At 36.7% G+C, this 25,387-nt stretch carries 28 protein-coding genes; 17 read left to right on the top strand and 11 right to left on the bottom strand.

The features are described 5' to 3' along the window. Positions 1 to 68 precede the first annotated feature (68 nt). Positions 69 to 395 (bottom strand): gliding motility protein GldC, encoded by a 327-nt coding sequence (gene gldC, locus IO90_RS13995; protein WP_034967803.1) that lies wholly within the window; start codon positions 393 to 395, stop codon positions 69 to 71. Between the two features lie 109 nt (positions 396 to 504). Next, positions 505 to 1,488, bottom strand: coding sequence for a gliding motility protein GldB (locus IO90_RS13990; RefSeq protein ID WP_034967799.1), 984 nt, complete (start codon positions 1,486 to 1,488; stop codon positions 505 to 507). A 46-nt stretch (positions 1,489 to 1,534) separates the two neighbouring features. Between IO90_RS13990 and IO90_RS13985 the strand changes: the two genes are divergently transcribed. Together IO90_RS13985 and nadE are read left to right on the top strand one after the other, a co-directional pair. Next, positions 1,535 to 2,056, top strand: coding sequence for a GNAT family N-acetyltransferase (locus tag IO90_RS13985; protein WP_034967796.1), 522 nt, complete (start codon positions 1,535 to 1,537; stop codon positions 2,054 to 2,056). A gap of 61 nt (positions 2,057 to 2,117) precedes the next feature. After that, the gene (gene nadE, locus IO90_RS13980; protein WP_034967792.1) at positions 2,118 to 2,912 is read left to right on the top strand and encodes an NAD(+) synthase; all 795 of its coding nucleotides are present in this window, start codon (positions 2,118 to 2,120) and stop codon (positions 2,910 to 2,912) included. Positions 2,913 to 2,928: 16 nt separating this feature from the next. Here nadE and IO90_RS18920 read toward each other — a convergent pair whose 3' ends face one another. Beyond that, positions 2,929 to 3,132 carry a hypothetical protein gene (locus IO90_RS18920; RefSeq protein ID WP_131450894.1) on the bottom strand — a complete coding sequence of 68 codons (204 nt, stop codon included), beginning with the start codon at positions 3,130 to 3,132 and terminating at the stop codon, positions 2,929 to 2,931. 64 nt (positions 3,133 to 3,196) lie between these two features. On the opposite strand from IO90_RS18920, the gene IO90_RS13975 reads away from it, so the two are divergent. The 8 genes from IO90_RS13975 to rny all read left to right on the top strand — a co-directional run bounded on the left by IO90_RS13975 (position 3,197) and on the right by rny (position 9,997). Beyond that, positions 3,197 to 3,853: a hypothetical protein gene (locus IO90_RS13975; protein WP_131450893.1), complete on the top strand. Its 657-nt coding sequence runs from the start codon at positions 3,197 to 3,199 to the stop codon at positions 3,851 to 3,853. 66 nt (positions 3,854 to 3,919) lie between these two features. Next, positions 3,920 to 4,957 carry a bifunctional diaminohydroxyphosphoribosylaminopyrimidine deaminase/5-amino-6-(5-phosphoribosylamino)uracil reductase RibD gene (ribD, locus tag IO90_RS13970; protein WP_034967786.1) on the top strand — a complete coding sequence of 346 codons (1,038 nt, stop codon included), beginning with the start codon at positions 3,920 to 3,922 and terminating at the stop codon, positions 4,955 to 4,957. 154 nt (positions 4,958 to 5,111) lie between these two features. After that, entirely contained in the window at positions 5,112 to 5,684 is a 573-nt protein-coding gene (locus IO90_RS13965; RefSeq protein ID WP_034967783.1) for a hypothetical protein, read from the top strand. Between the two features lie 80 nt (positions 5,685 to 5,764). Then, a complete protein-coding gene (gene ubiE / locus IO90_RS13960; protein ID WP_034967778.1) occupies positions 5,765 to 6,490 on the top strand; it encodes a bifunctional demethylmenaquinone methyltransferase/2-methoxy-6-polyprenyl-1,4-benzoquinol methylase UbiE in 726 nt (241 codons plus the stop codon). Between the two features lies 1 nt (position 6,491). Then, positions 6,492 to 7,301, top strand: a complete 810-nt coding sequence (locus tag IO90_RS13955) for a porin family protein (protein WP_034967774.1) — start codon at positions 6,492 to 6,494, stop codon at positions 7,299 to 7,301. Positions 7,302 to 7,518: 217 nt separating this feature from the next. Beyond that, on the top strand, positions 7,519 to 7,821 hold the full coding sequence (locus IO90_RS13950; RefSeq protein WP_034967769.1) for a hypothetical protein: 303 nt from the start codon (positions 7,519 to 7,521) through the stop codon (positions 7,819 to 7,821). Positions 7,822 to 7,823: 2 nt separating this feature from the next. Next, entirely contained in the window at positions 7,824 to 8,111 is a 288-nt protein-coding gene (locus tag IO90_RS13945) for a cell division protein ZapA (RefSeq protein ID WP_034967765.1), read from the top strand. Positions 8,112 to 8,425: 314 nt separating this feature from the next. Next, positions 8,426 to 9,997, top strand: coding sequence for a ribonuclease Y (rny, locus tag IO90_RS13940; protein ID WP_034967760.1), 1,572 nt, complete (start codon positions 8,426 to 8,428; stop codon positions 9,995 to 9,997). 63 nt (positions 9,998 to 10,060) lie between these two features. On the opposite strand, the gene IO90_RS13935 is transcribed toward rny, so the two are convergent. From IO90_RS13935 to IO90_RS13925, 3 genes are read right to left on the bottom strand one after another with little or no spacing between them, the layout of a single operon-like run. Beyond that, entirely contained in the window at positions 10,061 to 10,582 is a 522-nt protein-coding gene (locus IO90_RS13935) for a hypothetical protein (protein ID WP_034967756.1), read from the bottom strand. 22 nt (positions 10,583 to 10,604) lie between these two features. After that, entirely contained in the window at positions 10,605 to 12,293 is a 1,689-nt protein-coding gene (ggt, locus tag IO90_RS13930; protein ID WP_034967752.1) for a gamma-glutamyltransferase, read from the bottom strand. 23 nt (positions 12,294 to 12,316) lie between these two features. After that, positions 12,317 to 12,877, bottom strand: a complete 561-nt coding sequence (locus IO90_RS13925; protein ID WP_034967748.1) for a pentapeptide repeat-containing protein — start codon at positions 12,875 to 12,877, stop codon at positions 12,317 to 12,319. A gap of 129 nt (positions 12,878 to 13,006) precedes the next feature. Here IO90_RS13925 and IO90_RS13920 point away from each other — a divergent pair, with 129 nt between their 5' ends. The 5 genes from IO90_RS13920 to pdeM all read left to right on the top strand — a co-directional run bounded on the left by IO90_RS13920 (position 13,007) and on the right by pdeM (position 19,791). Further along, complete coding sequence (locus IO90_RS13920; protein WP_034967745.1) at positions 13,007 to 14,311, top strand: glycosyl transferase family 1; 1,305 nt, start codon at positions 13,007 to 13,009, stop codon at positions 14,309 to 14,311. Between the two features lie 281 nt (positions 14,312 to 14,592). Next, a complete protein-coding gene (locus IO90_RS13915) occupies positions 14,593 to 14,862 on the top strand; it encodes a YtxH domain-containing protein (RefSeq protein WP_034967740.1) in 270 nt (89 codons plus the stop codon). 115 nt (positions 14,863 to 14,977) lie between these two features. Continuing rightward, on the top strand, positions 14,978 to 16,558 hold the full coding sequence (locus IO90_RS13910; protein ID WP_034967736.1) for an ATP-dependent DNA ligase: 1,581 nt from the start codon (positions 14,978 to 14,980) through the stop codon (positions 16,556 to 16,558). Positions 16,559 to 16,661: 103 nt separating this feature from the next. Next, entirely contained in the window at positions 16,662 to 19,112 is a 2,451-nt protein-coding gene (locus IO90_RS13905) for a ligase-associated DNA damage response DEXH box helicase (protein ID WP_034969244.1), read from the top strand. A gap of 34 nt (positions 19,113 to 19,146) precedes the next feature. Beyond that, positions 19,147 to 19,791, top strand: coding sequence for a ligase-associated DNA damage response endonuclease PdeM (pdeM, locus tag IO90_RS13900; RefSeq protein WP_034967733.1), 645 nt, complete (start codon positions 19,147 to 19,149; stop codon positions 19,789 to 19,791). Here pdeM and IO90_RS13895 read toward each other — a convergent pair. From IO90_RS13895 to IO90_RS13875, 5 genes are all read right to left on the bottom strand, one after another. Then, positions 19,788 to 20,048, bottom strand: a complete 261-nt coding sequence (locus tag IO90_RS13895; protein WP_034967729.1) for a SemiSWEET transporter — start codon at positions 20,046 to 20,048, stop codon at positions 19,788 to 19,790. The two genes, pdeM and IO90_RS13895, sit on opposite strands and share 4 nt — an antisense overlap. Then, the gene (locus IO90_RS13890) at positions 20,049 to 21,032 is read right to left on the bottom strand and encodes a hypothetical protein (RefSeq protein WP_034967724.1); all 984 of its coding nucleotides are present in this window, start codon (positions 21,030 to 21,032) and stop codon (positions 20,049 to 20,051) included. It abuts the gene before it with no gap. A 109-nt stretch (positions 21,033 to 21,141) separates the two neighbouring features. Beyond that, the gene (locus tag IO90_RS13885) at positions 21,142 to 21,336 is read right to left on the bottom strand and encodes a cold-shock protein (protein ID WP_028123823.1); all 195 of its coding nucleotides are present in this window, start codon (positions 21,334 to 21,336) and stop codon (positions 21,142 to 21,144) included. Positions 21,337 to 21,371: 35 nt separating this feature from the next. Next, on the bottom strand, positions 21,372 to 21,794 hold the full coding sequence (locus IO90_RS13880) for a cold-shock protein (RefSeq protein ID WP_034967718.1): 423 nt from the start codon (positions 21,792 to 21,794) through the stop codon (positions 21,372 to 21,374). A gap of 371 nt (positions 21,795 to 22,165) precedes the next feature. After that, positions 22,166 to 23,674, bottom strand: coding sequence for an acyl-CoA dehydrogenase family protein (locus tag IO90_RS13875; RefSeq protein WP_034967714.1), 1,509 nt, complete (start codon positions 23,672 to 23,674; stop codon positions 22,166 to 22,168). Positions 23,675 to 24,090: 416 nt separating this feature from the next. Between IO90_RS13875 and IO90_RS13870 the strand changes: the two genes are divergently transcribed. Next, positions 24,091 to 24,711 (top strand): ferritin-like domain-containing protein, encoded by a 621-nt coding sequence (locus IO90_RS13870; protein WP_034967710.1) that lies wholly within the window; start codon positions 24,091 to 24,093, stop codon positions 24,709 to 24,711. A 61-nt stretch (positions 24,712 to 24,772) separates the two neighbouring features. Then, positions 24,773 to 25,387: a hypothetical protein gene (locus IO90_RS13865; RefSeq protein WP_034967706.1), complete on the top strand. Its 615-nt coding sequence runs from the start codon at positions 24,773 to 24,775 to the stop codon at positions 25,385 to 25,387.

The following is a 25,387-nucleotide window of genomic DNA, read 5'->3' as shown; positions in this document are numbered from 1 at the left end:
TCCGCAGATTTTTGTTTTGTTGTAATAGGTTAAAAGCCAATAGCAATAAGCCATCAGCCAATTGCCAACTACATTTTTATCGCCGACTTCACTGCGAAATCCTCAGCTACTTCTTCCAGCCAACCAGCAACATCTTCTTCGCCAGTTGCACGCAGGTAAGTTTGTCCTAGAGAAACGATGATCTGGTGATAGAAACGTTTCATATGATCCACAGGCATATCTTTTGTCCAAAGATCGATTCTCAATGCTTCGGAAGTTTTTTCGTCCCAAACTGAGATCATTACGGCTTTGGTTTCTTGGTTTTCTACGCCACCGTCTTGAGCATTCCAGGTCATTTTTTCTGGAACGTGATTTTCGTCCAGTTCGATATCTATTGTAATTTTTGTCTTACGCATTGTTATATTAAAATTAATGATTAAAAAATTAAATGATCAAAAAATTAGAGATTTAAGATTCGAAATATGTTAGTCTACTATATCTCTCAAACTCTCCCATTCTCCAACTTTACTTAGGTCTGTACTCCGATCCATTGAAAATCTCCGTTGCATTTCTTTTCAAAAACACGTCCAATTTTTCTTCGGGATGGGCATTCAAATAATGTTTGCAAATTTGCCAGCCTGTCCAAATGGCAATCTGAGGCGAACTTTCAGGATCCACTTCTGTGTAGAATTTTGAAAATGGTCCAGGGGTGATGAATCTTTCGGAAAGTCCAGCGTCTGCACTGAAGAGCAAATCGTTTTCCACAAAGTAATTCCAGATATTGGCTTCATTCGCGACCGCCCAATCATATTGTTGTTTGGAATAATTCATTTTCAAATGCTCAGGAACATTCGGCAAAAAGGCTTCTTGAAGAATCTGAATCTTGCCTTGATAAACCATTTGATCCAAAAACTTTTGCTGAGCTGTCTGAACAGGAACCAACCTTGATGCAAAAAAAGCAGAAATCTTGGGAACCAAATTTTCAGGAGTCATCGATTTTTGAAAATACAAATCAAGTCCACTGTAATTCTTATTTCCATCTCCCAAAAATCCTGTGATATCGACGAAAAGCATATTTTCATCTTCTCTCAAAAAGATCGGATCTATGACATTCTGAGCATCAACAACCGATGAATAAAGATAAATATGTGGCGGTTGAAATTTCGGAAAATAATTTTTGATGTGCGAGAAAAGATTCACCAGATCTTTGTCAAGTTTGGATTTATCAATCTTGGAAATCGCTTCTTTGTAAATGCGAACTTCCATCGTATCTTTTCGGCGATCATCGTAATCTGCATCAGGCACAGAACCTTGAAACCACGGATATTTCTTTTTGAAATCCTCCAGACTGACCTCAGAATTGTAGAATTCGCCAGAGATGTCCGTGATGTTTATTTTTTTGACAGGATTCTTGATTTCAACGTCCCATCTATTTTCGTTTTCCTTTTTACACGCCGACAAACTGAAAACAATTATGGCCGAAAAAGAGATATATCGGAAAAACTTCATTATTTTTACATTAAGATTTTCGAAAAGCAAAAATACGATTTAATAGATGAAGCTACCAATAATTACGGAAAGATTAATTTTAAGAAAATTGACAAAAGATGATGTTGACAACATCTTCCTTTTGGACAGCAATCCCGACGTGATGAAGTATGTAGGTGTTCCGCCTTCTATCAGCAAAGAACAATCTGAAAAAATGATTGAGAATATCCTAAATCAATACGAAAAAAACGGAACTGGCAGACTTGCGGTCATCGAAAAGGAAACTAACAAATTTATCGGCTGGAGCGGTATCAAACTTTTGACAGAGGAAGTCAACGGTTTCAAAAATATTTACGAATTGGGCTACAGATTTCTTCCTGAATTCTGGGGAAAAGGTTACGCGACAGAATCTGCAAAAGCTTCATTGGATTTAGGTTTTAATCAACTCAATGCTGATAAAATCTATGCTTATGCCGATGTCGAAAATCAATCTTCCAATTCTATTCTCACGAAATTAGGTTTTGAAAACAAAGGCGAATTTCTTGATAATGGCGACAATTGCTATTGGTACGAACTAGAAAAAAAATAAAAGTTAAAAACAGCCTTGTCAAGCTTTGAAACCTTGACAAGGCTAAAAATAATAAAAAAATATGCAGACAAAAAAAGTAATAGATCATATCGTCAACTGGTTAAAAGATTATGCAACCAAAGCTAACTCAAAAGGTTTCGTGGTTGGTGTTTCCGGAGGAATTGATTCTGCTGTGGTTTCAGTTTTGGTGGCGAAAACAGGATTGCCGGTTTTGGTTTTGGAAATGCCTATCCGTCAAAAAGCAGATCAAGTGGACAGAGCTCAGGATCACATCGATTTTTTGAAATCTAATTTTCCAAATGTAGAAGGTTTCCGAGTTGATCTAACGCCTACTTTTGAAAGTTTCGAAAAAACAACGGAAGGCTACAAAGACGACTCGCCAAGCAAAAATCTCGCTGAAGCGAACACGAGATCCAGATTAAGAATGGTGACGCTTTATTATTATGGTCAAATCAACGGATTTCTTGTGACGGGAACTGGAAATAAGGTGGAGGATTTTGGCGTTGGATTTTTCACAAAATATGGCGATGGTGGCGTAGACATCTCTCCTATCGCGGATCTTTACAAAACTCAAATCTATGAAATCGCTAAAGAATTAGGCATTCTTGAAAGCATTCAGAAAGCTAAACCAACAGACGGACTTTGGGAAGTAGAAAGAACGGACGAAGACCAAATCGGCGCAACCTATCCTGAATTGGAATGGGCAATGGAACAGCAAAAAGCCGGAAAAACCGAAGCTGATTTTGATGGACGAGAAAAAGAAGTGATGACCATTTATCTAAGATTCAACAGAGCGACGCAACATAAAATGAATCCGATTCCTGTTTGTGAGATTCCGGAAGAATTGAAAGCGTAACAACTTTTCCAAAGATTTAATTAATGAAAAACAACAATATTTTTAAGAAAATCGGAGGCGAATTTTTATTAGGAATTCTAGAGGTTCTAGCAACATCCTTTGAAACAAAAATCGGCTTTGGTATTTTTCTATTAATTACAGGTTTAGCACTTGTGCTATCGCCAAAATCAGAGGAAATCAATTCATTAATAATGAATTTAATCGGATCAATTCTTATCATAATTTCTGTTTTGTTATTTAGATCAAGAATCAGGGAAATTAAAAAACAAAAAAAAAAAATAATTATGAAAAATAAAATTCTACTTTCTGCTTTTAGTCTTTTCGCATTCACTTCGGCTTTTCATTCTCAGGAAACAAAAACTGAAGAAACGGCGGTTTCTGCGCCAGTTGAAGTGGTTGACAGACTCAACATTGCTGGTCCATTGACTTTTCACGATAACGAATATATCCTGACCTGGAGCAAACAAAACTCGCCAACTTGGGCGCAACAGCAGTATATTTTGCGAGATGACGATTTTAACAATTACAAAGAACTCATTAATATTTCTTACTTCGACAAAGAAATCGATATGGACACTGCCGTGAAACAAAAAGTGGAATATGTCGAAAAACGAAAAGAAAGAACCCAGGACAAATATTCCTTTGTAAGTGTAACGGAAAGTCCAGATGGAAAGGAAATCATAGTTGATTACCTCGTGACCATAGTTCCAAAAGAAGGCGAATCTTACGCTGAATATAATATTGACCGATTCAAAAGTTTCGAAGCTGGAGGCAAAAAATCGTTCTTGATTTTCTCCTATTCCAAAAGACTTGCGGGCGATTTGAAATACGCTTCTAAATCTTTGTCAAAAGAAAGAAGCCGACTGATGGAAGCCGTTATCACACTGGCAATTCCGCCAGTGACTTACAAACCAACTGCTGTTGAAGCGAAGAAAAAGTAATTGCTTGATAGTTTTCAGTTGATCGTTGTCCGATTTCAATAATCTAATTTTTTAATCATTTAATCTTTGAATCAAGAATATTACATCAAACGTTGCATAGAATTGGCGGGAAAAGCTCTGGGAAAGACTTATCCAAATCCGTTAGTTGGTTCGGTGATTGTCCACAATGACAGAATCATTGGCGAAGGTTTTCATCAAAAAGCTGGCGAACCGCACGCAGAAATCAATGCAATCAATTCCATAAAAGACGAAGACAAACATCTGATTCCGGAATCTACGATTTATGTTTCTTTGGAACCTTGCGCGCATTTTGGGAAAACGCCACCTTGCGCTTTGAAAATTGTAGAACTCGGTTTCAAAAAAGTCGTGATCGGTGCAATGGACAGCCACGACAAAGTGAACGGAAAAGGAAAAAAAATCATCACCGATGCAGGAATAGAAGTTGTGTCCAGCATTCTAGAAAATGAATGCCGAGAACTCAACAAAAGATTTTTTACTTACCATGAAAAGAAAAGACCATTTATTATTCTAAAATGGGCGCAATCTGCGGATGGTTTTATGGACAAGGATTTCAAGCCGACGCAGATCAGCAATTCACTTTCGAAGCAATTGGTCCATCAATTGAGAAGTGAGGAACACGCAATTTTGGTTGGAAAAAATACCGCACTTCACGACAATCCTAGTTTGACAGTGAGAGAAATTGCAGGTCGAAATCCTATTAGAATTTTGATTGATTTTAATCTTGATATTCCTGAGAATTTCAATATTTATAATAACGATGCAGAAACGATTATCTTTAATTCAACTAAAAATTATGAAGATAAAAATCTGAAATTCATTAAAATAGAAAAAGAAAATTCGTTAAATCAAATCTTAGAAAAGTTGTATGAATTGCAAATTCAATCCGTCATCATTGAAGGTGGAAGATTTACGTTGCAACAATTCGTCGATCAAAACCTTTGGGATGAAGCTTTGATCTTCAAAACCCCAAATTTGAATCTCGAAAATGGAACCAAAGCGCCAACTTTCGATTTCAATCCAGAAAAAACAGAAAAATTGAGAGATTGCGAGGTTATGCTTTTCAGGAATCAAGGTCTTGATTAATATCAGAATTATAAAAATCAACGCTCGGAAAAAAATCCGTAAATTCGCATCCTTAATATTGATTTTCGTTCTACGAAATCGCTATTGCCATTCTAATTAAAAAGACAAAAAGCCTGCGATTGCATAAGACTTTTGAAAAAAATAAAATCTACTTATGAAAAATCTGAGCGCCTCTACGAAAGGCTTGATTATTTCTTTATTGGCTTTGGGATCTGCGTTTGCGATCTACTTTTTGTTTTTAGCGAAACCCAATTATTACTTGGTAGATAACCCGACGCCTGAGACTTTCTATTTCAAAATCAACAACGGTGAGGAAAACATTCTTTCCGCTGGTCAATATTTGAAAGTAAATTTGAACAAAGGTAAAAACAGCATCAAAGTTTTTGACCAAAATAAAACAATTCTTTACGACTCTGCCTTCACGGTGAACAAAGTTAGAGGTTTGCTAAACATCACAAATAAGGATTATTACATCAATAATCAATATTACGGTTATGGTCTGAACAAAGATTCACTAATTGCTTCACAACCTGGAATTGAGATTGACAAAAAGCAATATCTTGGCGATGTGAAAAAGGTCAACAAACTTTATACAGAAGATTTTTATTACAATCTGGATGAAGATTATGACAAAATCGTAAAAAATGTGGCAAAAGTAGAAAGCCGAACCAAGATTTTCAGAAAGCAGGATTTCATCAATTATTACAAGAACTATTATAAGTTTTAGTAAATTAATTATTAAAAAATTAAATGATTAAGAAGCATTAATAATCATTTATCAACTATTATTTATCATTCATCAAGAAAATGGAACACAACAACGTAACACCATACAACTCCGAGTACAGCAAGAAAAGTCAAGTAGAAGATATGTTTGACAACATTGCGCCGAAATATGATCTTTTGAATCACGTCTTGTCGATGAAAATTGATGTGCTTTGGAGAAACAAACTGGTTAAGATGCTTGCGAAAGACAAACCACAATTGGTGTTGGATGTTGCAACTGGAACCGGAGATTTAGCAATTGCCGTACAAAAAGGAACCGATGCGGATGTTGTAGGTTTGGATCTCTCCCAACAAATGTTGAACGTTGGCATCGAGAAAATCAAAAAACAAAATCTGGATGGCAAAATCTCTATGCAGAAAGGCGATGCGGAACAACTTCCGTTTGAGGACAATAAATTTGATGGCGTTACCGTTGCATTTGGAGTAAGAAATTTTGAGAATCTGGAAAAAGGATTATCAGAATTAAGAAGAGTTGTGAAAGACAATAAAAGTATTTATATCTTAGAATTCTCCAAAGTAGAAGGATTTTTGGGACCGTTTTATATGTTTTATTTTAAGAACATTTTGCCCGCAATCGGGCGTTTGGTTTCCAAAGACAACCGCGCTTACACATATCTTCCGGATTCTGTGAATGCGTTTCCATTTGGAGAAAAGATGAAAACAATTCTGCTGAACACAGGTTTCAAAAAAGTAGAATACACAAAATTAAGTTTAGGAATAGCCACCATTTATAAAGCTACAAAATAGGATGAAGCAAAGACTTATCAAGATTTTATCATTTGCAGTGCTTCTGAGCACTAATTTACAGGCTCAGACTTACAACAATTTGTTCAGGACCAAAGACAGAATGGACAATTTGGAAGACTTTGATCTGAATAAATTCAGCTACGGATTTTATCTTGCAGCCAATAACTTCGATTACAAAATGAATCTCAATCCTGTTTTAGGGATGGATGGCAACCAGAATTTGGTAGAGTCCAAGGCGACCTACAGTTTCGGAGCAGGATTGATCGGAAAAATGAGATTGAATGAATTCTTTGATTTGAGAATTGAACCAGGTTTGCATTTTGTACAAAGAGATTTGACTTTCAACACTTTCGACCGTGTCAATGAATTATATCCTTCAGGCTTCCCTCTTCAGGATGGAAATTTTGCTGAAGTAATTTCAAATCCAGATGAAGCTTACACAAAAAAAATTGTAAAGTCAACTTATATTGATATTCCAGTTTTGCTGGAAGTTCATGGCGATCGTTGGTACAACTCGCGACCTTACGCTGCGGCCGGGATTAATTACTTGGTTAATTTGCAATCCAACCAAACATCAGAAGGTGACAATTTACAGAATACTTTCAGAACTACAACTCACAATTTCGGTTGGAGTGCGGAGATTGGTATTCAGTTATACTTCAGTAGATTTAAACTGACACCTGCAATCAGAGGAACATTCTTCACAAACAACGAATTGGTCTCTGATAAAGACACAACACCGCCATATTGGACGCCAACGATTTCTACAATGCAATCCAGAGCCTTTATGTTCGTTCTGAAATTTGAATAAAATACAAATTGAGCTTTTTCCCAAAGGCTCTTTTTTTTATTTAAATTTAGATTAAATGATTCTCAAAGTTTTCATTCTTAATTATTTTGATGACTTACTTAAAGTTAAATCATTATAAATCAAACAGAAGCAATTTCGATTTCACAAAACAGAAATAACGTGTTAAATCATCATTAATTTTTCCTATTTTTGTAAAAGTTAGAATTTAATTCTGGTTATGTTAGGCGAATTAGAAAACAACTTTTCTGTTTTAGAAAAAAAGATTCTCAATCTTTATAAGAAGTTTAAGAATCTTTCGGAGAAACACGCAGAAACGTCTGAGGAGCTGGAGAAATTGAAGGAAGAATATGTTGCAGAGAAACGCAGAAACCAGATCTTAGTAGAAGAAAACAAAGAATTAAAACTTTATTCAGCAATATCCGGAAACGCAGAACACAACCGCTTGATGAAAAATCACATCAACAGACTGGTAAAAGAAATAGATATGTGCGTTTCTGAATTACAAAACACCGGCTTATAACTATGGATTTCAGAAGAATAACTATAACTATTGCCGGACGAAATTATCCGCTAAATGTACCAGCAGCCGAGGAGGAAACCCTAAGGAAAGTTGGCAAGCAGATAGAAAGTATGATTAAGGACTTCGAAGCCAGTTTCGACGTGAGGGACAAACAAGATGCACTCGCAATGTGCGTTTTGAAACTCGGGACCAACGCAGAAGTTTATTCTTTAAACAATGAGAAAAATATTAAAAATACAAACGAGCGCGTGGTGAAGATCAACGCACTCTTAGACCAATTAGAAAAATAATTTTTTTTCGAATTGACAAGCTACCTACAATAGTTCTAACACAAAGAAGTAAACTCAACAATTAAAAATTACCGGACGAAAGTTCATTTGATGGCGTGCTGCCTTGCGCAGATTACAGAGAGTGAAAATCAGTTCAAATCGTGTTTTTATGGAGTTTACTCTATATCTGAACTGTTGTAGGTTTTTTTATGTACAATGTACAAAGTAAAAATGTATAAAGTATTAAGATTATAATAAAGAAAGTCAACGTACATTGTACATTATACTTTTTACAAAACAAAAGAGACAATTAAAACTCAATATATATAAATTTTATGGACACACTTACCATTATTATCGGTGTTGTTGCACTTATCATCGGCGCAGTTGCAGGACTTTTCTTCGGAAAGAGTTCTTTGAATACAAAAGCACAGTTCGTGATAGAAGATGCAAAGAAAACAGCCGAAAACATTATAGAAAAAGCCAATGTGCAATCAGAAGCTGTAAGAAAAGAAAAACATCTCCAGGCAAAAGAAAAGTTTATGGAGCTTAAATCTCAGCACGATGCAGACATCCAATCACGTGAGAGAAAGATGCAGGAATCTGAAAAACGCACCAAGGACAAAGAAAACAAACTAAATGACGAGCTTAGCAAAGCTGGAAAATTAGAAAAAGACCTGGAAAGACAAGTTGCAGACTACAACAAAAAATTGGAAGTTGTTCAGAAAAAACAACACGATCTGGAAGTTGCAACCGCTCAGAAAGTAGAAATGCTGGAAAAAATATCCAACTATTCTGCAGAAGAAGCGAAAAACGAATTGGTAGAATCCCTGAAATCAGAAGCTAAAACGAAAGCATCAGCGCACGTTCAAAGCATTATGGAGGAAGCGCAACTGAATGCGAAAAGTGAAGCCAGAAAAATCGTTATCCAAACCATCCAAAGAATTGGAACAGAGCAAGCAGTTGAAAACTCGGTTTCTGTATTTAATATCGAATCCGACGAGATCAAAGGTAGAATCATCGGACGTGAAGGTAGAAACATCCGAGCGTTGGAAGCTGCGACAGGCGTAGAAATCATCGTTGATGACACGCCAGAAGCAATCCTTCTTTCCTGTTTCGATCCTGTGAGAAGAGAAATTGCACGATTGTCCCTTCACAGATTGGTGACAGATGGTAGAATTCACCCAGCGAGAATCGAAGAGGTGGTTGAAAAAACAAGAAAACAAATCGAGGAAGAAATCATTGAAGTTGGTAAGAGAACCATCATCGATCTTGGAATCCACGGTCTTCACCCAGAATTGGTAAAAGTGGTTGGTAGAATGAAGTTCCGTTCTTCTTACGGTCAAAACCTTCTTCAACACTCCAGAGAAGTTGCGAACATCGCAGCAACTATGGCAGCGGAATTGGGATTAAATGTAAAACTTGCGAAAAGAGCTGGTTTGTTACACGATATCGGAAAAGTTCCAGAGCAGGAATCTGAATTGCCACACGCACTTCTTGGAATGCAATGGGCTGAGAAATATGGCGAAAATGCTGAAGTGATCAACGCAATCGGTGCTCACCACGACGAGATCGAAATGACTTCTCTCCTATCACCAATCATCCAGGTTGCCGACGCCATCTCCGGTGCAAGACCAGGCGCAAGAAGACAAGTCTTGGAATCTTACATCCAAAGGTTGAAAGATCTTGAAGCAGCTGCGTTAAGTTTCGACGGCGTTTCCAGCGCTTACGCAATCCAAGCGGGAAGAGAGCTTAGAGTTATGGTAGAAAGTGGAAAAGTGAACGACGAAAATGCTCATCAATTGTCTTACGATATCTCTGAAAAGATTCAAAACGAATTGACTTACCCAGGACAAGTAAGAGTAACTGTTATCAGAGAAACAAGATCTGTGAATATCGCGAGGTAATTTTCAGTTTGATATAATAATGAAAGGCTTCCAAAATTTGGAAGCCTTTTGCTTTGGCTTTGTTTAAAATTTTGGTGGCTCTGGAAGTTTCTCTTGAAGTAAATCTTTCGAAAATTCAATTGAATCTATCGCCTTAAATTTCTTATACTTTAATCTTTCAAGCATTTCAATAATAAAACTTTGTTTTTCATTCAAATACTCGGGATAGAATGTCAATTTTTCCTGCGCATTCGTGAACTGAAATTTTATCTGATAAGCTTTTGCATCCGGGATAGAACTAAATGCATCTACCTTATCTCTTGAAAAATTATTGAACACTAAAGCTTGATATTCCATAAAATCAACTTTTGAAATTGATTTATAGTAACTATATTTTCCGCTATGATGATCATAGTTATCTGGTTTAACATCCATTATCTCTTTACAAAAATAAATGTGGTTATCCGACTTAATTTTAATGCCAAATCTTTCTTTGCTACGATCCATTTCACGTCCACCTGTAAGTTCTATATATTGAATCTCATCTTTAGAACAAGAAAAAAGTAAAATTAGAAACAGAAATAAAATTGAGAATTTTGACTTCATAATTACTGCTAATTAAAAAAAATCACTCCACTCCCACAGAATCATCTCCTCTCCCATCTGCAACCGCGTGAACGGTTTTATTATCATCAATCAAAATCATTTCTGTTCTTCCGATCTGACTGCGCTTGTCAATCTTATATCCCATTTTTTCAAGGTCTTTGATGGTGGCTGATGGAAAATTCTTTTCGACAGTTACAATTTCCGGCAACCATTGGTGGTGGAATTTCGGAGCGTTGACAGAGAAATTGGTGTTTTGTTTGAAATCAATCACGCCAACAATCGCTTGGAAAACGGACGTCGGAATCGTAGTTCCACCAGGCGTTCCAACCACTATTTTTACTTTGTTATCTTTCAAAACCAAAGTCGGCGTCATCGAGGAAAGCATTCTTTTTCCGGGCTCAATTTTGTTCGCTTCTCCGCCAACTGCGCCGAACATATTTGGAACGCCTGGTTTGATGGAGAAATCGTCCATTTCATTATTCAAGAAAAATCCCGCGCCGGAAACTACCGTTTTGCTTCCATAGAGTCCGTTCAAAGTCGTGGTCACAGAAACCGCATTTCCGAACTTGTCCAAGATAGAGACCTGCGTGGTTTCCGTACTTTCCTTTCGATTTGAATTGATGATATTTCCCACGTCTTTACTCGGCGTAGCCAATTTTGGACTGTAAGATTTCCAACGACTTTTCAAATATTCATCGGAGATCAGCATTGCCGTTTTATCTTGGATGAAATCCGGATCGCCCATATATTCCGCTCTATCAGCGTATGCTCTCCGTTCCGCTTCCACCATTATTTGAACCGCTTCTGTCGAATTTTGTTGGTACTTTGAAAGATCTTCATAAGCAGACATTTTCAGCATTTGCGCCAACAAAACGCCACCACTGGAAGGAAAGGGCATCGAGACAATCTGATGTCCTTTGTAATCAAAAACAAGCGGTTTTCTTTCTTTGGTTTTATAATTTTTAAGATCCTGAGATTGTACAATTCCGTTTCCGAGTTTCATTTCCGCAAGAATCAAATCTGCTGTTTTTCCTTGATAAAATTCCTTCTCACCCGACTTTTGGATTCTTTTCAACGTCTCCGCCAATTCTTTCTGAATCAGCAAATCTCCAATTTTCCAATCTGTATCTTTTACGAAAACCGTTTTGTTTTTGTTATTTTTGAGGAAATCAGCTTTGTGGGAATTCAGCAATCCAGCTTCTTGTTCTGTGATGGCAAAACCTTTGTCCGCAAGATCTATCGCAGGTTCAATCAGCTTAGAGAAAGGCAATTTCGCATATTTCAAAGTTTCGAACATCCCAGAAATACTTCCCGGAACGCCAACTGCTAATCGTCCGTTTTGGGAAAGGTCAACATTCGCATTGCCTTCTTTGTCCCAATACATATCGAAAGATGCTTTGGAAGGCGCAGTTTCACGATAATCCAATGCGATTTTCTTTCCTTCTGCAGTTGTCGCCACCATAAATCCACCGCCACCGATGTTTCCAGCTTGAGGATAAACAACTGCCAAAGCCAACTGTGTCGCGATCACTGCGTCAAATGCATTTCCGCCTTGTCTAAGGATTTTCGCACCGGCTTCACTCGCCAAAGGATGCGCAGAAACCACAACACCTTTGTTTTTCACTTTGACTTCTTTGATGATATTAATGTCCGTATATTGTGCAGAAACCGTTATGGATAAAAGGAAACTGGCGTATAATATTTTTTTCATTTTTTTAATTTAATTAGGTCTAATTATTCAATAATAATTTGCAATTGATCCAATAGTCCTGAGAGATTGTCTTTTGCAAATTTGGTTTTTTTGAGTTGATTTTTACTTGGATCGATGGAAAAGTTGATGGCATTTTTCAGATTTGCTTGGTCCAAAATCGTTCGGTCAAAAACCGCGTTTGTCAAATTTGAATCATCGAAAAATGAATTGGAAAGATTTGCTTCCGTAAAATCGACTTCCTGAAGACTGCAATTTTTGAACACCGTTTTCCGAATATCCAATTGATAAAACGAAGAATGATTGAGCAGACAACCCTCAAACTTGAAAGAAATATTGAAGGAATGCGCGTCATCAAAACTAAGCCCAATCATTTTACAATTCTTGAAAACCACGTCCCTAAAAGCCGTTTGATGAATCTTCGCATTGCTGAAATCACAATCCTTAAAGTCACAATCCGAGAATTTGAAATCTGATAAATCTTGATTCGCAAAATTGCATTCCGTGAAAATACAGTTTTCGTAATCCGCTTTTTCAAGTTTTTCCGTGCTGATTTTCGTGAATTTTTGGTCGGAGAAATAGTTCATTGGTCTTGAAATAGAAATTAATGTTTTTCTTGATTTTGGTTTTGAAACGAACTGTAAAAAGTCCTATTTTAGACCTTTCGAAAAAACATATAAATTTACTGAATAGTTTGATGAAGCCGAAATTCTTAAATGGAAAATTCTAAAAAAGTTTTAATCGTCACTTATTATTGGCCACCAGCAGGCGGACCTGGCGTACAACGTTGGTTGAAGTTTGCAAAATATCTTCCAGAATTTGGCTGGGAACCAATTATTTACACACCGGAAAACCCGAGTTATCCTTTGATGGACGAGACTTTAATAAAAGAAGTTCCAAAACATCTGAAAATCGTGAAGACCAATATTTGGGAACCTTATCAGATTGCGGAGAAATTTAGTAAGAGCAATAAGAAATTCAAAGGTGGACAGTTTGATGTTGGGAAGAATCAGTCTTTTGTTTCGAAGCTTTCTATTTTTATCAGAGGTAATTTTTTCATTCCAGATGCAAGGAAATTTTGGGTAAAACCTTCGATTAAATTTTTAAAAAATTATCTGACCGAAAATCACATTGATACAATTGTCACAACTGGTCCGCCTCACAGTTTGCATTTGATTGGACTCGGATTGAAAAAAGAATTGCCTAATTTAAAATGGATTGCCGATTTCCGTGACCCTTGGACAGAGATTTCCTACTACAAACATTTGAAACTAACTTCTGGTTCTGACAAAAAACACAGAGAACTTGAAAAATCAGTTTTCGAAAATGCAGATTTGACATTGGCGACAAGCTACACGGACGCAGAGAATTTTATGAAAAATGGGGCGAATGCTTTTTGTATTACTAACGGTTTTGACAAACAAGAAACTATCGAAGGTTCGAATCCCTTCCTCTCTGCAAAATTCACTTTGAGCTACGTTGGCGTTATGGAGCAATTGAGAAATCCCGAAAATCTTTGGAATGCTTTGACTTTACTTTGTGAAAAACATCAGGATTTTTCTAATGATTTTGAATTGAAATTTGTTGGAAGAGTGGATGATAAAATCTTGAACGACATTGAGAATTCTGTTTTGAAAAATAACATCAAGAATCTTGGTTACTTGGCACACAATGAATCTGTGAAGGAAATGGAAAATTCGGATTTGCTTTTGATAACTAATTTTCCTAATGAAAGTTCGAAAGGAATCATCCCTGGAAAGTTGTTTGAATATCTGGCGACGGGAAGACAGATTATTTCTTTCGGCCCGAAATACGCTGATGTGGAAACTATTCTGGAAAAAACCAAAGCGGGAAAGCATTTTGATTATTCGGAAAGTGGGGAAATCTCGGATTTTATTCTGTCGCTATATCAGGATTGGAAATCTGGAAAAGCAATTCAAAATTCTGCTAGTATCAATGAATTTAGTCGCAAGGAATTGACTCAGAAATTATCGATGAAGTTGGAGAGTTTGAGGGTTTGAGAGTTTGAGAGTTATGGGAAACTTGTTTTGATGTGAAAGGTTGTACTTTGCGAAGCGCGTGAGCGATGGTAACGGTTATCCTTTTTGTTTTTTGAACCAATCTTTCTACCGTTTTACAAAATTTCTAAAAACAAAAAGATATTAGTGGACAGCGCGACCCGAGTATTGGCCTTAGCGCTGGAGAGGGGCACGCCCAAAAAAACATGCAAATGTTGGATTGTTGGCACAAAATTTTCTACTCTCTTTACAAATCAGTTTATTAACTAAAAAAAATTACAAAAATGGGAAATAAAACAAATGGCCTATTGGCATTGTTAGGAGTTGGCGCTTTGGCGTGGTGGAAATACAAAAAATCTTCTCCGGAAGATCAACAAAAGGTGAAAGATACCTTCAACACTGCAAAGGAAAATCTGACGAAATTCGGAAATGACCTGAAGGACAAAGCAAACCAAACAGCGGATCAATTGAAAGATAAAGCTACTGAAACAGCTGACCAATTCAAAAACAAAGCTGAAGAAGTGAAAACAGACGTTCAAAACGCTACCCACTAAAAATTATTTTGTGGCTAATTGCCACAATTTTTTAAGTAAAATATTAAGGCTTGGATTTTTTAATCTGAGCCTTTCTTGAAACTAAATTGCAGTTTTCAACCTGAAAATCTAACCGATGAAACATTTCGCAGAACTCATCAACGCCCTTGAAAGCACTAATAAAACCAATGCTAAAATCGATGCCATCATCGATTATCTTGAGCGTGCGCCTGATGATGATAAATTGTGGTTCATCGCCCTGTTTACGGGAAAAAGACCCAAGCGAAATGTGAACACCAACTATATGAAAGAATGGGCATTGGAAATTACTCAACTGCCGTTTTGGCTTTTTCAGGAAAGTTATTCCTCAGTCGGCGATTTGGGTGAAACAATATCCTTGATTCTTCCGCCACCAACTGAAAAAATAGAGAAAACTTTATCTGAATGGATGAATGAAATCATCGGACTTAAAACAAAAACCGAAGCAGAGAAAAAGGAATTTGTTCTTAATTCCTGGAATGGTTTGGATTACACGGAACGATTGATTTTCAATAAATTATTGGGGGGAAGTTTCAGAATTGGAGTTTCCTCGAAAACTTTAATTAATTCTCTGACCAAGTTTTCCGGACAGGAAGCAAGCACGTTGATGCACAGTCTGATGGGGAAATGGCAACCTGATGAAGTTTCATTTCAGGAATTGATTTCGGCTGAAAATATCAATCCCGATAACTCAAAACCCTACCCTTTCTGTTTGGCTTATCCGCTTGAAAAAGAGCTGGAAGATTTGGGAAAACCTGAAGAATGGTTGATTGAATATAAATGGGATGGAATCCGTGGACAAATCATCAGAAGAAATGACGAAGTTTTCATCTGGTCGCGTGGTGAAGAACTGGTGACCGAACAGTTTCCTGAAATTGCCGAGACTGTAAAAGCGATGAAAGGCAACTTTGTGATAGATGGAGAAATACTTGCGGTAATGGAAGGTAATGTTTTAAATTTTAATGAATTACAGAAGCGTTTGAACCGTAAAACTTTAACTAAAAAAATGCTCGCTGAAATTCCGATTGAAGTTTTCGCTTATGATATTTTGGAACTGGAAGGAACTGATTTAAGGGAAAAGCCCATCTCAGCCAGAAGAGCAATGTTAGAGGAATTATTATTAAATGAAGCGCCGGAAAATATTAAAATTTCTCAGGCCATTGATTTTGAAGACTGGAACAAATTAGATTTAATCCGGGAAAATTCAAGGGAAATCAACAGTGAAGGTTTGATGCTGAAACAGAAAAATTCGCACTACCATTCCGGACGGAAAAAAGGTGACTGGTGGAAATGGAAAATCAGTCCGTTGACGATTGATGCTGTTTTGATTTACGCTCAAAAAGGTAGCGGACGACGAAGCGCCTACTACACCGATTACAGTTTTGCCGTGAAAAGTGGCGATACATTGGTTACCATTGCCAAAGCATACTCCGGATTGACGGATAAAGAGATAATGGAAGTCAGCAAGTTTGTCAATAAAAATGCGATTGAAAAATTCGGTCCCGTCCGAACTGTGAAAGCTGAGTTGGTTTTCGAGATTGCGTTTGAAGGAATTGGCTTCAGCAACCGACACAAAAGCGGCGTGGCATTGCGTTTCCCAAGGATTTTAAGATGGCGGAAAGACAAAACCGTGAATGATATTGATGATATTGAAGAGATTAAGAAATTGATACAGTAATGCTTCGACTCCGCTCAGCATGACAATCCTAATACTAAATGTTTTTAAAGATGTCAGTCAGAGCGAAGTCGAAGAATTTTTAATTAGAAAGCGAAAAATAAATTTGAGCAACTACGAAAATACCGAAGGCTTTAAAATCATTCAAAACTGGATGATGGAAAAAGGCAACTCGCCATTTAAATTTCAGGTCGACACCTGGAAGAAATTTGGCAGTGGCTATAGCGGAATGGTGGTTGCTCCGACCGGTTTTGGGAAGACGTTTTCTGTATTTTTAGCTTTGGTTTCTGATTTTTTGACGAATCCCGACAAGTACAAAAAAGGACTGAAGATGATTTGGATTACGCCATTACGTTCCCTTTCCAAAGATATAGCCAAAGCAATGCAGGAAGCGATTGACGAGATTGGCTTAGATTGGGCAGTTGGCGTGAGAAACGGTGATACCGACCCTAAAGTCCGTCAGCAACAGGTGAAAAATATGCCTGAAATTCTGGTGGTCACACCTGAAAGTCTACATTTACTTTTAGGACAGAAAAACCATCAGCAATTCTTTACCAATATGCATTGCGTTGCAGTGGATGAGTGGCACGAATTGCTCGGTTCCAAACGGGGCGTGATGGTCGAATTGGGAATTTCACAGCTCTTTCATTATGTTCCTAAACTTAAAATCTGGGGAATTACTGCAACCATCGGAAACCTCGACGAAGCGCAGGATGTTTTGATTCCCTATGATATTAAGAAGACAAAAATTACGGCTAAGGAACTCAAGAAAATCGATATTATCTCTGTGTTTCCGAATGAAGTTGAACTGTTGCCTTGGGCAGGACATCTCGGACAAAAATTAGCCGATAAAGTCGTTCCGATTATTTTAGAATCAAAATCGACCATCGTCTTTACGAATACCCGAAGTCAGAGCGAAATGTGGTATCAGCTTTTGCTAAATGCCTATCCCGATTTTGCCGGACAAATCGCTATTCACCACAGTTCGATTGATGCGCATCTCAGAATCTGGATTGAAGAAAATTTAAGTTCTGGAAAATTAAAAGCAGTTGTTTCCACATCATCTCTGGATTTGGGAATTGACTTTAAACCTGTAGATACAGTCATTCAAATTGGTTCAGCGAAAGGTGTAGCGAGATTTCTGCAACGTGCGGGACGGAGTGGCCACTCCCCTTTTGAAACCTCAAAAATTTTCTGCGTTCCCACGCACTCTCTGGAACTGATTGAAGTTGCTGCTTTAAAAGAAGCTGTAAAACAGAAAGTTATCGAACCACGCGAGCCGGTGGTTTTATGTTTCGATGTCTTAGTTCAGTTTCTGATGACGTTGGCGGTTGGTGATGGATTTTTACCGAAAGAAGTTTACGAAAGAATCAAAAAAGTCTATACTTTTCAGGAAATCAGAGATGAGGAATGGAAAGCGATGATTGATTTCCTCACGATTGGCGGAAGTGCCTTGAAAAGCTACGAAGAATATCACAAAGTCGTCGTAATGGAAGACGGTCTGCACAAAGTGATCTCACGAAAAATTGCGATGCTCCACCGGATGAATATGGGTGCGATTGTCAGCGATGCAATGCTGAAAGTGAAATTTATTTCGGGCGGTTATATCGGGATGGTTGAGGAATATTTTATTTCAAGACTGAAAAAAGAAGAGAAATTTATTCTGGCTGGTCGTGTTTTGGAAGTGGCAATGATAAAAGATATGACAGTTTTTGTTCGGGCTTCCAAAGGAAAAGCGCAGGCTCCGAGTTATCTGGGCGGACGATTGCCTTTAAGTTCAAATCTGGGTCATTTTTTAAGAGAAAAATTGTCGGGAGCATTAAATCCAAAAGCTTCTGAAAAAGAACTGAAGTTTTTATATCCGCTTTTAGCTAATCAGGAAAAACGCTCTCATATTCCAAGAGAAGATGAATTTTTGATTGAATTGATTAAAAACAGAGAAGGTTATCATTTGTTTATGTATCCATTCGAGGGACGTTTGGTGCACGAAGTGATGGCAGCGTTGATTGCTTACAGAATTTCCAAACTGGCTCCGATTTCTTTTTCGATGGCGATGAATGATTACGGTTTTGAACTGTTCAGTGACAAAGAAATTCCAATCAATGAAGATAATTTAGATGGAATTCTAACCAGAGATAATCTGATGGTTGATGTGATTTCAAGTATCAATTCAGCAGAAATGGCAAGTCGTAAATTCAGAGACATTGCGGTGATTTCGGGAATGGTCGTGCAGAATTTCCCCGGACAGCAACGTTCAAACAAGGCATTGCAAAGTTCAGCCGGATTGATTTTTAAAGTACTGGAAGATTATGACCCGAATCATTTTCTGGTGAGACAGGCGTACACCGAAGTTTTTAATATGCAGTTGCAGGAGCAAAGATTGGTGGAAGCTTTTAAACGAATAGAAAAATCGAAGTTTATTCTGAAATTTTCGGATAAATTTACACCCTTGAGTTTTCCGATTAAAGTTGACAGTTTGAGGCAAACTTTGACGAGTGAAGACTTGGATGTGAGGATTCAGAAGTTGATAAAGCAGTCAGGGAAAATAAATGAATAAATGAGTTGTTGCATTTTTTGCAACAGTTGGAAAAATGAATATAGCCACAAAAAACATAACAATTCAAAACCAAACTTTCACGCTAACCAACCAACGTGCATTATTTTGGGGGAAAGAAAAAGCCTTAATTTTTTCAGATTTACATATCGGAAAAACCGCTCATTTTCGGAAAAACGGAATTGCTTTGGCCAATCATATTATGAAAAATGATTTGGAGCGTTTATCTATTTTAATTGAAAATTTTCAGCCTGATAAATTTATTATCGTTGGCGATTTGTTGCACGCAGGAAATAATTCTGATGTTGATGAATTTTGCGCGTGGCAAAATCAATATCCGGATATCAAATTCTGTCTCGTAGAAGGCAATCACGACAGGATTTCGAAAACTTTAGAGAATAAATTATGTTTGGATTCGAGAAGTGATTCGTTAGAAATTGATGACATCGCTTTTGTTCACGACTTTGACCGTTCAAATCCTAAATTCCAGATTACGGGACATATCCATCCAGGATTTGTTATCAATTCTCCTGTCAAGAAAATAAAACTCCCTTGTTTTGCCCAGACCTCAAAACAATTATTGTTGCCTGCCTTCAGCGAGTTTACGGGATTGGACACGAAAAATATTCCCAAGAAAGGAACTTATTTTGTCTTTACCGATTCTGAAATCTATGAGATTTAATCTTTCTTTTTGAAGATCAGACAACAAGTTAAAAGCGTGACATTGACCAAAACGGAGAAAGCATTGGACAAAATGATTGGCCATTCCTCCTGCAAGATTCCATACCAAACCCAAAGAGACAGTCCGGAAATCAGCACCAATAGCATCATTACGGAAATGTCTTCTACATTTTTATCTTTCAAAACTTTGATGAGTTGTGGCATCATTGCGACTGAGGTCAAAATACCCGCGACTAGTCCTAATATATTTTCGTCCATTTATTTCAAATTAATTTCGGTTCTGGTTTGTAGTGAAGTTTTATACGCTTGATCTCTCAATTTTTGAATCTTCCCGACAGGTTGTAATCCAAGAATATTTTCAAACGGATTGAAAGAAAGCAATTCATTCTCCACCTTATATTTATCTAATAATTCAGTGATTTGGATATTTCCCAATGGAACAAACTTTGATTTTTTCCACATTTTATTTAATTGATTGACTGGCTGGTCTTTCAAATTATAACAATATTGAACGCATAATTCCAATTCGTAGATATTACTCTTTAGATAATTTTCAATTGATAAATCGATTCTACTGTCTTGAATCTTATGATTAATATTAATAGGAGTTAATTTTAATTTAACCAAATCATCGCCCATTCTGTAAACACCGATTGAATGATAATCCAATGACAAAATAAAATGATTCCATCGTTTCAAAAATTTTAAAACTTGATTTTGAAAAGAGAAATTCAAGGTATTAGGAATGATGGTGATAAAACTTTTAAATATTCTCAGCGAACTAAATATTTTTCTAAAAAAATTTCCAGCGAAATAATCATTAATGGAAATGAACAATTTCAGAAATCTCGAAACATTGACAATCGGAAATAATGGAAAATTCACCATCGGAAAGTTCGCAATGGTTTTTTCATCATTATAAATTTTAACTGAAAATCCGTAAGCTGGAATCGTTTTCTCTTGACTCATCAGCTTCATATGAGCGTGGGAAATCCGGATGATGCAATCCAATTTTTCGGTTGGAAATATAGCTTTCCTATCAAATTCTTCATAGACCTTAAAAGTTCCTTTCACAACAGAATAAGTTGTCGCGTGTGCGTCTCTCGGCGCAAAATCAGATTTGTTGATCTTCGGTGATTTGTTCACAAATTTCCGAATGGAATCAGAAGCTTTGTCCAAAAGTTTCAGTTCTTTTTCGGTAAGAGAATCTAATTGCGGATCGTACTTGAGTCTAGGAATCATATCAATGCATTAAACCAAAATGAAGCCAAGAATTGTGATTATCAAACAAAAAAATAAGCTCTAAAATTAATTAGAGCTTATCATTTTCAATGGAAAAAACTTTTTATGCTTACGCAAGTTTTACATTAACTGCGTTTAATCCTTTTTGTCCTTTTTGTACTTCAAAAGTTACTTTGTCATTCTCACGAATGTTTCTGCTAACTAAACCTGATGAATGTACAAAGATGTCGTCTCCTCCAGCTGATGGAGAAATGAATCCGAAACCTTTTGTTTCGTTGAAAAATTTTACTGTGCCTTCTTGCATTGTAATGGTATTAAAAAATTGTTGTTATAAATTATCTATTTGATAAGTTGAATGTTGATAGCGGAGTAACCTTTTGGCGACCTCTCTTTTTCGAAAGAGACCTTGTTTCCTTTTTTCACCAAGTGCACACAATTGTTGCTATGGAAGAAAACATTTTCTTTGTTACCATCCTCTGTAATAAAACCGTAACCTTTCTCGCTAAAGAATGTTACAATTCCTGTTTTTACAGCTTCTTCGGCTTCGATAGGCGCTGCACCTAGCTGGATGTCATCCAAATTAACTTCTAATCTTTCCTCTGGAGGTGTAGAAGTAAGTCTGCCATAAGCATCTACGTACATGAACTCTGACTCTTTACCTTTGTCATTGTTGTTTTTACGATCTTCACGACGTATTGCCTTTTCTTTTTGTTTTGCGATTTTTTTCTTAAAATTTTCTTTTTTGGAGAAAGAATCTGCCATAAATTATTCTAGTGTTATATTAATATTTTTGTTGTGATGATAACTCCTTTCCACGAGAGCTATGTTTTTTTATAATTTAATAATCGAGGTCAACAATAAATTCAATTTTACAATATAAAATTTGAAGATTGGTACTGTAAGCGAAAACTGGGGAGAGAAAAATTGGTATTCTAAACTGTGACAGAAAAAGCAAGGCAGACACCTCTTTTTGTAAATTATAATGCAAATATACAACATTAATATGATACAAACACTATTTTAATTAATTGATTTTCAAATTAATATTAAATTAGAAGATTATTGAGAATCCATTAATAAAAAAAGACCTCAAAACGATTAGCCTTGAGGTCTTTAAGTTCTATTTTGTTTGATTACGCAAACGACATCCAATCACTATTTCCTAAATCTTCTAGTGCCGAGATATTTTGATGATGTTGCAAAGATGCCAATAACATTACGATTTCTTGTCTTACCATTTCCACAGAGTTATCTGTCAATTGCTGGCTAAAGCCTTCGTTATTCAATTCCAAAAGATCATTTACAGTCACCACTCTTGCGATCACTTTTCCAAGATCAATCATTTTTCTTTGAGAGATCGGACTTCCGATGTTGAAGTCAAATTCCTTTTTATAAAGTTTTGAAGCGTTGCTTGTCAATTCGTTGATTGCAAGATATTCTCCAAGGTTTTCTGTTTTTTTCTTCTTCATATCTTTCAAGATGCCTTCTGAGATTTGCGTGTAAAGCATTTCATTAGAACCCTCGAAGATCTGGAATGGACGACTATCCATAATGCCGCGTCCACCGATGTGGCTCAATCTGTAACCTTTTCCGCCAGAAAGCTGAACCAACATCTGTGCAGAATCCTGCATCATATCGGTCACCAAAGCCTTCATACTGTTTGCGTGAACACCGCTTCCGGACACATCATTGTCAATGCCACTTACTTTGCAACTTTTTGCACACATTGCTGAGCACAGCGTGAAATAAGACTGCATTTTTGCCAATTGGAATTGAACTTGATCCAAAGCGAAAAGATTGGAAGTTCCAACGATTCTTTCTTTGCAGTGTGTTGTCGCCTCGTCCATCATTCTTTTCAAGAAACCCATTCCCATTCCTGGAAACTGGAATCTGCTTCTGTGAAGAACGTCCAGCATCAATTTCAATCCCGTAGATTCCGGAATCAATTTATTTTCCTGAGGAAGTTTGACATCCACCTTATTAAGACCGTAAGGAATCATATACAATCCCGCATTGTCGTAATATTCTAAAACCTCGATATTTTGATTTGGCTTGTGCGTGTCAGCAATGAAAAAATCTACATCTCTTCCAAGATTGCCTTCTGCATTGGCGTTTCTGGAAGTGATCAACCAGTAATTGGCCAATCCTGTAAGACCTTGCCAGTGTTTTGTACCTTTTACGTGGTATTCGTTATCAATCAATTGATTTTGAGTTCTCATACTCAATGCATCACTTCCGTAATCCGGCTCGGTGATCATCAAACCACCCATTGCACCGTAATCCAAGAAATGTTTGAAGATGTCACCTTTGATCACTTCATTTCCGTACTTCGCCAAAGGCTCCAAGAAAAGTGCAATATTAATCCCAAATGTCAAAGACAAAGGCAAAGATTCGTAAGACGCTGCGGATAAAAGTCCAAGACATTCTTTCACCTTTACACCTCTACCACCAAATTCTTTCGGAATAGCAACCGACAATGGCTTCAAATTGAAGATTTCTTTCCAAACATTAGGAGGCAAACCACGCGAAAGGCTTAGCTGATCTATATTTTCCTTTTGAAAAAGAGATGAAATTGAAGTTTTGAAACGGTTTAGAAACTCCGTGTATGAGTCTGTAGGTAGGTCTAATGCAAGTGCATTCATATAATTTGAGAGATAAAAACGCGCTGTAAGCCATCATTACAGCAAAAAAATAAGGTGAAGCGAATGGCAATTGTATTAATCAAATTAATATCAGCAGCTTCACAGTGATAATTAATAAAGCAAAGATAACATTAATTAATTGGTTTACACCATTTTGATTAACTTAAGTTAATTATTACACTTTAATAAATTTACTTTAAAATACAATCTTTTACTACACTAATACAGAAGATGCAAAAACATTAAATAATTATTAATAAAGCTGTTAAAAAATTTCTATCATTAAGGAAAATTTAAACATAATAATAAAATATCAACAAGAATAATATTAATCAAATAAAAATTAAACAAACATTTAATTTAACGGTACAATAGTTGCCACATCGAAAATACAAATCATAAAACAACAAAATATTATGGCCACAAACACCGCAACACCAAAAAAAACTACAGCCCCGAAGACATCGACAAAGACAACAACTTCGAAAACAGCAACATCTAAAGCACCTGCAACCAAATCTAAAGCTAAAAAAGTCCCTGCGAAAAAAGATGCGGCGAAGAAACTGGAAGATCTTTTCGAAGATGGATTGAAAGATATCTATTGGGCAGAAAAAGCGCTCCTAAAAGCTTTGCCAAAAATGGAGAAAAATGCAACAGACAAAAAATTGAAAACCGCCATCACCAATCACATTGCTGAAACCAAAAATCAAGTAAAACGATTGGAAGATTGTTTCTCCGCACTTGGTAAAAAAGCCGAAGCTGAAAAATGTGACGCAATGCAAGGCCTTTTAGACGAGGGAAAAAGCATCATGGAAGAAACAGAGCCAGGCGCAGTGAGAGATGCAGGAATCATCGCCGCTTCTCAAAAAATTGAGCACTACGAGATTGCAACTTATGGAACGCTTGCAGCATTTGCAAAAGTTATGAAAGAAAAAAGATGTCTCAAAAATCTGTTGGAAACTTTGGAAGAAGAAAAACAATGTGACGATTTGCTGTCCAGCATCGCAGACACAAATCTTAATACAAAAGCAAAGTAAAATTCAGTCAAAATTCCGGTTCATCCGGAATTTTTCTTTTAAACTAATCACTCTCCCATAAATGAAAGCTAAACAAATTCCCGGCGTTCCTCAGCAAGAAAAAGGAAGTTTCCATGATACAGAAAGCTTCAAAGAATATTCAGATGCGCAACTTGCGTTTTCTGGATTTGAAATTTTAAAAGGAAGATTTTTTGATATCAACCGTTGGCAAGAATTCGGTGGAAAAGGTGGTGCCAAATTCAAACATTTTGACCAAAATGGTACACCTGTAAACCGAATTCCAAAAGAAGGCGACTTAATTAGAATTGATATTCCAGGGCCTGGAAATCCCGAGACAAAAGGCTTTGATTGGGTAAAGATCATTACCTTGAGCAATTATTTTCTGAAAAATGATGAGCTTGAAAATATTTTGATGAATTGTGTTCCAACCTCGCCACCTTCACAAAAAGAAAATGGACACATTGCTCATTTCTATTCCGATCAATCTGCTTCTGTATTTTCAATTTCAAGATCTGCAACTTACATCCAAATGAGCATCTACGGAAGAAACGAAACCCCGAATATGAAAACAAATCTGATAGGTAAAATCAGAAATTTCGTCATCGCATTCGGTGGAATGTTCGGCATTTCCAAAACGCAGTGGAAAAATTTTGCAGATGGAATCTTGGAGTTTTAA

The sequence above is a fragment of the Chryseobacterium sp. FH1 genome (assembly GCF_000735135.1).
Classification (GTDB): domain Bacteria; phylum Bacteroidota; class Bacteroidia; order Flavobacteriales; family Weeksellaceae; genus Epilithonimonas.
The sequence above is the reverse complement of the archived record's forward strand: the minus strand, read 5'-3'. Positions and strand labels throughout refer to the sequence as shown.